Genomic DNA, 4,100 nt, shown 5'->3' on the forward strand with positions numbered 1-4,100 from the left:
TCCTGTCAAGTTTTCAAAGATCGTCCCTGCCTTGAAGCTCTCTGCCTCAACGCTCACTCATATTACCATGAATGAACTGTTCTGTCAACACTTTTTTCAATATTTTTTGAATATTTTTAGAGGACAGTTGAAGCGGGTTCTTGGCCTCAAAGCTTATTTATAATATCGCTTCAAAAGTATCTGTCAAGAAAAAAAAGCAAAATAAACACTTTTCTGAAATATTCTACGTTGAACTGAATAAGATAAAACGAAAGCACACCATAGCATTCAAAAAAAAACCAAATGGTTTCCCAAATGGTTTATCGTTCTATTGGATCTGCGATTTCAAATACGCGAATATAAAATCGTCGAGGTCTCCATCTAGTACATTTTGAACTTGACTCGTTTCATATCCCGTTCTTACATCTTTGACCAAACTATATGGATGCATGACATAGTTTCGTATTTGAGATCCCCACTCATTGGCAAGCTGCACCCCTTTGAGCTCGGCGATCTTTTTTTCTTGTTCTTCGATCTCGCGTTGATAGAGTCTCGATTTTAATATACGAAGGGCTTCTTCCCGGTTTTGGATCTGACTTCGGCCAGATTGACATGTTGCTACGATTCCTGTCGGCTTATGAACCATCCGGATCGCAGAATCCGTTTTATTGATATGCTGACCACCTGCACCAGACGCTCTTTTAGTTTCGATGATCAAATCATCCGGCTTGATCTCGATCTCGATCTCTTCATTGAATTGAGGCATTACATCCAAGGAAGCAAATGATGTATGCCGTCGTGCACCAGCATCAAAAGGAGAAATTCTAACGAGACGATGAACACCCTTTTCCGATTTTAGATATCCATATGCTTTTTCGCCTTCTACAAGCATCGTCACACTTTTGATCCCCGCTTCTTCACCAGGCAAATAATCGAGAACACTTACCTTGAAGCCATGCTTTTCCGCATACCGAGTGTACATCCGATATAACATGCTGGCCCAATCACAACTTTCTGTTCCACCAGCGCCAGGATGGATCTCCAAAATCGCATTCGAATTATCATACTCGTGAGAAAGAAGGACCTTCATTTCGAAATCATCAAATTTAGTTTCGATCTCCTTGTATTCTTCTTCTGTAAGCTCCATCAATTCTTGATCAAAATCTTCTTTGAGCACATCCGCGCTCTCATTCAAACCAACCAGCTCTTCATGAAGAAGCTCGTAACTATCGATGATATCTTTTAAAGCATTCCTATTTCGGATCGTATACTGGGCTTTCTTTTGATCTGACCAAAAACCCTCTTCCAAGCTCAACTGGTCAAGTCGAGCAACTTCTTTTTCTTTGCTAGCTAAGTCAAAGAGACTCACCTAGAGCTTCCAACTTCTCTAGGTGAGTAGACAGAGCTTGTTTTAATTCATAAAGTTCCATTAGGCTCTCTTTTCTTTTTGTGCTTGTTTTGCTTTTTGAACAACTTCTTCTTTTTTCGTTACAACTCGACGGATCCGCACTTTCAACAAGAAGAATGCGATCTCTCGATCGATCCGTCGATTCATTTCTTCAAACATATCGAAGCCTTCCTGTACATATTGTTGGAGCGGATTGTTCTGTGCGTACGAACGCAAATAAATTCCGCTTCTCAGCTTATCCATTCGGTCAATATGTTCGATCCAGTTTCTATCAATGTTTCGAAGGACAACTGTCTTTTCAAACGGTAAGAACTGAGCTTTCACATCCTTGATCTCGTTTTCATAATCGGTCCAGATCTTGTTCATTGAATACTCTTTGATTTGATCATAATTCATTCCTTCAAGATCTTTGGCGTGGATCGCTCGATCATCTTGTAAACCCATCATCTCTAATGGTTTGACGTATCCTGGAATATCGATCTCGCCCTTTTTCGTATCCAACAAGTTAGCCTGCAGCGTTTGTTCGATCACTTTTTCGAAAATCAATTTAACCATATCATGGATGTTGTCGCTATCGAGGATTTTGTTACGCTGCGTATAAATGATCTCTCGCTGACGGCGAAGAACATCATCATAGTCAAGAAGCTGCTTACGTGTATCGAAGTTGAAGCCTTCTACACGTTTTTGAGCCATCGTGATTGATTTTGTGACCGTCTTCGATTCGATCTGCTCGTCACCCATTTTCTCAAACAAACCTTTGAGCTTATCGCCACCAAAACGAACCATCAAAGAATCTTCTAAAGAAACATAGAATTTAGAGAAACCTGGATCGCCTTGACGTCCAGAACGGCCTCTAAGCTGGTTATCGATACGCCGAGATTCATGGCGTTCGCTTCCAAGAACCGCCAATCCGCCAAGCTCTCTAGATTTTGGTGTAAGCTTGATATCGGTACCACGGCCAGCCATGTTCGTAGCGATCGTAACCGATCCTGGCTGTCCCGCTTTTGCGACGATTTCCGCTTCTCGAGCATGGTTTTTAGCGTTCAGTACTTCATGAGGGATCTTTTCCTTCTTCAACATTTGAGAGAGAAGTTCTGATGTTTCAACGGCAATCGTTCCCACAAGAACAGGCTGCCCTTTTTCATGAAGTTGTTTTACTCGATCGACAAGGGCGCGGTATTTATCTTTTTTATGAGCATAGATCTCATCTGGCATATCATCTCGAACAACAGGCTTGTTGGTAGGAATCACGATAACTTTCATGTTGTAAGTAGATAAGAATTCCTCTTCTTCCGTTTTGGCCGTACCGGTCATTCCTGCTAATTTTTTATATAATCTAAAAAAGTTCTGATAAGTGATCGTCGCTAATGTCGACGTCTCTTCTTTGATCGGAACGCCTTCTTTCGCTTCGATCGCCTGATGCAAGCCATCACTATACGCGCGACCCGGCATCATACGTCCAGTGAACTGATCGACAATAACGATCTCTTGTTCGTCATTGACAACATATTCAACACCTTTCATCATAATATAATTCGCGCGGAGCGCTTGATTGATATGGTGAACGAGTTGCGTGTGTTCGATGTCATACAAGTTATCGATCTTAAAGAACTTTTCCGCTTTACGCACCCCTTCTTCAGAAAGCATGACTTGACGCGTTTTCTCGTCGATATCATAATCACCTGAAATCAACGTTTTCTCATGGGTATGCTTATCCGTTTCATATTCGGGTTCCGTCAAAGTTTTAACGAACTTATCTGCCGAAATGTAAAGATTTGCGGTTTGTTTTTTTCCTCCCGAAATAATGAGGGGGGTTCTTGATTCATCGATCAATACAGAATCGACCTCATCGACGATCGCCATATTCAATCCACGCATGACGCGATCCTTTACGTTTGTGACCATGTTGTCTCTTAGATAATCAAATCCAAGTTCAGAGTTAGTCGTATAAGTAATATCGGCATTGTAGGCCTCTCTTTTTTCGCTTGGAGTCAGTTCACGCTTGTTCACTCCCACACTTAAGCCTAAAAAGCGATAGATCTCACCCATCCATGCGGCATCACGACCTGCCAAGTATTCATTGACTGTGATGACATGAACCCCTTCACCTGCAAGGGCATTTAAATAAACAGCCATTGTCGCTGTTAAAGTTTTACCTTCCCCAGTTTTCATCTCAGCGATATCACCTAGATTCATCGCTAGCGAACCCATGATTTGGACTTTATACGGTTTTTCGTTGATGACACGGTAGGCAGCTTCCCGCGCTACCGCAAACGCTTCGACTTGAATATCATCTAAAGTTTCCCCATTCTTGAGACGATTACGAAACTCCTCTGTTTTATGTTTTAGATCGTCGTCTGATAAAGCGGAGATCTGCGGCTCAAGTGCCAACACTTTATCTGCTGTTTTTTCTAATTTGTTTAATTCTCTCTTTTCTTCTGAAAAAAGACTGCTTAAAAAAGCCATTCGCTTCCTCCTCTTCTATACTTACATTTTCATGTTTGGAGCTTTGTTTCAATATATTTATAAATACTAAAACAGTTTAGTACAAGTTACATTAAAGCGCATTTAATGGGTTTTTTCAACACGGGAGTTTTACAGTTTGCAAAAACATAAGCCCCTTTTTCTTAAAATGTCCCATATAATATCAATCTCTTTTTCTTCTGGATACTTATTTGCTTTTTTTTCTCCTCTTTCGTGACAATGTCCTCTT

General features: G+C 41.0%; 2 protein-coding genes. Both read right to left on the minus strand.

Annotation, left to right across the window (positions count from 1 at the left end; translation table 11 throughout):
- Positions 1-307: 307 nt before the first annotated feature.
- Positions 308-1,409 (minus strand): peptide chain release factor 2 gene (prfB, locus tag BO225_RS11170; protein ID WP_198936144.1). Its coding sequence is split into 2 segments (ribosomal slippage): positions 308-1,336 and positions 1,338-1,409, totalling 1,101 coding nucleotides; the frame shifts between segments, so codons are not numbered across the junction.
- Positions 1,409-3,853 carry a preprotein translocase subunit SecA gene (secA, locus tag BO225_RS11175; protein WP_076342290.1) on the minus strand — a complete coding sequence of 815 codons (2,445 nt, stop codon included), beginning with the start codon at positions 3,851-3,853 and terminating at the stop codon, positions 1,409-1,411. Before secA ends, prfB begins: the two co-directional genes overlap by 1 nt.
- Positions 3,854-4,100 lie beyond the last annotated feature (247 nt).

Source organism: Dubosiella newyorkensis (genome assembly GCF_001945605.1).
GTDB classification, from domain to species: Bacteria; Bacillota_I; Bacilli_A; order Erysipelotrichales; family Erysipelotrichaceae; genus Dubosiella; species Dubosiella newyorkensis.